Raw genomic sequence first — 3781 nt, 5'->3', positions numbered from 1 at the left:
GAGTAATGCAAAGATGACGTTACTGTACCAAAATGCTTCCATACCTTGTGAGCCGTTCGGTATTGTAACGTTGGAAAAAATGCTTCTCAAGGGTGCTTCTCCCCAAGAGTGTAAAAATGCGGTTGAGAGCTATTATAAATCATACCCTCATGATAAACAATTTGCTCAAGAACATTTGCATATTCAACAATCGTACCATTATGAAACAATTAAAGAGGGGTGTGTCCTTTATGGGAATGGTGTAGAAAGCTATAGTGAAATGCTCCTCTCTGCGGGTTTGGCATTGGTCGATACGGCATTTGACAATAAAGAGTGGAATGCGAAGCTAAAGAGGGCTGAATTCGGGGCTAAAAAAGAGAAAATAGGATTGCACGAAACGCTAATTCGAAAGTGGTGTATTAAAGAAGAAAAATAGAGTTAGTGCTGATCCGTGTTTGTGGTGAGATAGATCCAGTACTCTTTATGAGTTTTCCCCTGATCGAGAAAATAGAGTTGTAAGATAGCGACACGGTAGAGAGTTATGAGCATTTTGGCATAAGGGAAAGCCAATGAGAGGGCGAGCCACCACGGTTGAACACGCTCTCCTTTGGAGAGCATCATCTCTTCGACCCCGATATTTTTACTCAAATAGAGTCCAAATGCGATTGAAAAGACGAAATTGAGTATCAGTCCAAAAATCGCGTAGGCAAAAAAATCGGGTGAGTCGAAGTTGATCATGGTCGCTTACTCTTTGTAATTTTTGATAGCATCTTCGAGAATTTTGGTTGCGGATGCTTTGTCTTCAAACCCTTTTACTTTTACCCATTTACCCGGTTCAAGCATTTTGTAGGTTTCAAAGAAGTTTTTGATTTTTGCTAACGTGTGTTTCGGGATGTCTCCGAGGTCTTGAATCTCTTCAAACGTAGGATCGATTTTAGAAGTTGGAACAGCTAGAAGTTTTTCATCAATACCGCTTTCATCTTCCATAATCAATACACCAACAAGACGGCAGTTGGTTACACACCCCTCAACCATCGGATATTCGGTCAAGATCAAGATATCAGCCGGATCACCGTCTTGGGAAAGAGTTTTGTTGACAAATCCGTAGTTTGCCGGATAGTACATAGCTGAATGCATAACACGATCAAGTACCAATGCACCACTCTCTTTTTCAACTTCGTATTTGATGTTTGAGCCACATGCGATCTCAATAATCGCCGTTACTTTATTTGGATTTTCACCATAACCGATTTTGTTAAGATCCATTTGCAATACCTTGTTTATATTTAGATGCGGATTGTAACGAAAGAAACTTTAGAAAAATGTTACAAAATATCAATCAAGTCTAATTTAAACTCTTTAGTATTAAAAATACAAACCAAACTTAATGAACTCTACGCTAAAGTGCTCAGCATAAAATAAAACCTAATCGGGAGAAGTACATGGCTACTTTTGAAGAAGCATCACTAGAATACCACAAGGCACGTAATAAATTTGACACGAATGGTAAAATTGGAACGCTTATCACAAAACCGTGTGACACGGTAGCAGAATTAGCGATGGCGTATAGTCCAGGTGTTGCGTATCCATGTTTAGAGATCGAGAAAGAGATCGATACAGCATACGATTACACGAATAAAGGAAACTTAGTTGCTGTTATCTCGGATGGTACTGCGGTTCTTGGTTTGGGTGATATCGGTCACCTTGCAGGTAAACCTGTTATGGAAGGTAAATGTGTTCTTTTTAAATCGTTTGCAAAGGTTGATGCTGTTGATATTGAACTGAATGTTCATGACACTGAGTCTATCATTGCAACCGTTGCAGCAATCGCTGATACGTTTGGTGGAATTAACCTTGAAGATATCGCAGCACCTCAGTGTTTTGAAATCGAAGAGCGTCTTAAAGAAATTTGTAATGTTCCTGTTTTCCATGATGATCAACACGGTACAGCGGTTATTACCACAGCTGGTTTGATCAATGCACTTGAAATGTCTGGCAAAAAAGCCGAAGATTTGAAAGTGGTTGTTATCGGTGCAGGAGCAAGTGGTATCGCATGTGCTACAATGTATAAAGCATTGGGTGTTAAAAACATCACTATGTTGGACTCAAAAGGGGTTATTCACTCTGGTCGTACTGATTTAAATAAACAAAAGCAAATGTTCGCTTTTGAAACTGCTGATCGTACTCCAGAAGATGCGTGTAAAGATGCTGATATGATTTTGGGTCTTTCAGGTCCTGAGCAAATTACACAAGATATGGTTCGCTCGATGGCTCCTAATCCTATCATTTTTGCCTGTGCAAATCCTACTCCTGAGATTATGCCAGATTTAGCAAAAGCAGTTCGTGATGATTTGATTATCGGAACCGGACGTAGCGATTTCGCTAACCAAGTCAACAATGTTCTTGGGTTCCCATTTATCTTCCGTGGAGCATTGGATGTTCGTGCCACTAAAATTACTGAAAATATGAAAATGGCGGCATCTCGTGCTCTTGCAGCATTGGCAAAAGAGCCAGTTCCTGAGTATGTAGCAAAAGCACACAACCGTACGGATATGACATTTGGTCGTGATTATGTGATTCCTTCACCATTTGATAAACGTTTGATGGAATCTGTTTCATTAGCCGTTGCTACTGCAGCGATCGAAGACGGTGTTGCACGTGTTAAAAACTTTGATCTTGAAGCGTATAAAGCTAAACTTCGTGAGATGGCAAATAACGGATAATCTTTACTAAAAAAGCTTCCAAGTTTTCTTGGGAGCTCTCTTTCTCAGCGAGACAATAATCTTTTTTCCATTTCATTCATTTTTTCAACAATTAACGGCAGGATGTTTTCACTTTTTGTTTTGTCGATAAAACCGTCTGCACCTAGGCTAGCTGCCTCACGCTTATTATTATCCCCTGTCATTGAACTGTTAACAATAACTGGAATCATTTTGGTTTCAGGATTTGCTTTAAGACGTTGTATTACAGTAAACCCTGACATCTCAGGCATTTCAATATCGGTAATGATTGCAGGTATAGAAGTAGGACTAGGATGTCTAGCAATAAAGTCAATCATATCTTTACCATTATTGAATATTTGATAGCCGATATGGGCGTGTTCAAAAATTTGTGTTAAATGACGCTGAGCAGTTTTTGAATCTTCGGCAATTAAGACAATACCGTTTTTGAGTTTTTGCGGTACAACAATATTAGCAAGTGAATTTTCCGAATTTTCAATATTTACCATAGCTTGAGGGATTACTTCCGATAGCAGTTTTTCATAATCAAGTACTAAACATAGGCTTCCATCGTCTAGACGGGTATCGTTAATGACTAAACCATCGTCACCAAGGCGATAGCTATCGGGGGCATGCATCTCATTCCAATTCTTTTTAACGACGCGGTAGGCGTACATAATACGGATACCGATAATGATACCATTGAAGTCACAAATCAACAAATTGGAAGTCTTTTTTTTATCATCTAAAAGTTCTGTTCCAAGCCATCGAGGAAGGTTTAGGATAGGAATCTGCATTTCCCGTAAGACAATAGTTCCTTCTAGTAATGGATGTGCCCCTGGTATTTGGGTCAGGTGGTGTCGTTTGGATTCTACAACTTCACGTGTTTTAAAAACATTAATGGCGTAATAAGGAGAGGACTCTGCTGCATCAACTTTGAATACCAAAAGTTGAACTTCATTGTTTTTCGCTAAATTTGTTGCGGCATCAACGTGTGCTAAAATAGACATGGAAACCTCATTGTTGTTTTATATTTGTTTATCATATCCTAATTCGAGGGATTTTTTTACTAAAATCTAAAG

At 39.0% G+C, this 3781-nt stretch carries 5 protein-coding genes; 2 read left to right on the top strand and 3 right to left on the bottom strand.

Annotation, left to right across the window (positions count from 1 at the left end):
• The coding region (locus WA010_RS01005) for a hypothetical protein (protein ID WP_422555315.1) at positions 1-415 on the top strand (415 nt) is incomplete at its 5' end.
• A gap of 2 nt (positions 416-417) precedes the next feature.
• Here WA010_RS01005 and WA010_RS01000 read toward each other — a convergent pair.
• Both WA010_RS01000 and ppa read right to left on the bottom strand, forming a co-directional pair.
• Positions 418-717 (bottom strand): hypothetical protein, encoded by a 300-nt coding sequence (locus WA010_RS01000; protein ID WP_422555314.1) that lies wholly within the window; start codon positions 715-717, stop codon positions 418-420.
• A gap of 6 nt (positions 718-723) precedes the next feature.
• Positions 724-1245 carry an inorganic diphosphatase gene (ppa, locus tag WA010_RS00995; RefSeq protein WP_422555313.1) on the bottom strand — a complete coding sequence of 174 codons (522 nt, stop codon included), beginning with the start codon at positions 1243-1245 and terminating at the stop codon, positions 724-726.
• Positions 1246-1421: 176 nt separating this feature from the next.
• Between ppa and WA010_RS00990 the strand changes: the two genes are divergently transcribed.
• On the top strand, positions 1422-2702 hold the full coding sequence (locus WA010_RS00990; protein WP_422555312.1) for a malic enzyme-like NAD(P)-binding protein: 1281 nt from the start codon (positions 1422-1424) through the stop codon (positions 2700-2702).
• A 44-nt stretch (positions 2703-2746) separates the two neighbouring features.
• Here the strand turns inward: WA010_RS00990 and WA010_RS00985 are convergent, their stop codons facing one another.
• Entirely contained in the window at positions 2747-3709 is a 963-nt protein-coding gene (locus tag WA010_RS00985) for a chemotaxis protein CheW (protein ID WP_422555311.1), read from the bottom strand.
• Positions 3710-3781 lie beyond the last annotated feature (72 nt).

This window comes from Sulfuricurvum sp., from assembly GCF_049305995.1.
Taxonomy (GTDB): Bacteria; Campylobacterota; Campylobacteria; order Campylobacterales; family Sulfurimonadaceae; genus Sulfuricurvum.
This window is presented reverse-complemented; position numbering and strand designations above follow the sequence as displayed.

Excerpts from the sequence above, each read along its gene's own strand:
- WA010_RS01000 (WP_422555314.1), bottom strand. The coding sequence starts at position 717 with ATGATCAACTTCGACTCACCCGATTTTTTTGCCTACGCGATTTTTGGA.
- ppa (WP_422555313.1), bottom strand. The coding sequence starts at position 1,245 with ATGGATCTTAACAAAATCGGTTATGGTGAAAATCCAAATAAAGTAACG.
- WA010_RS00990 (WP_422555312.1), top strand. The coding sequence starts at position 1,422 with ATGGCTACTTTTGAAGAAGCATCACTAGAATACCACAAGGCACGTAAT.
- WA010_RS00985 (WP_422555311.1), bottom strand. The coding sequence starts at position 3,709 with ATGTCTATTTTAGCACACGTTGATGCCGCAACAAATTTAGCGAAAAAC.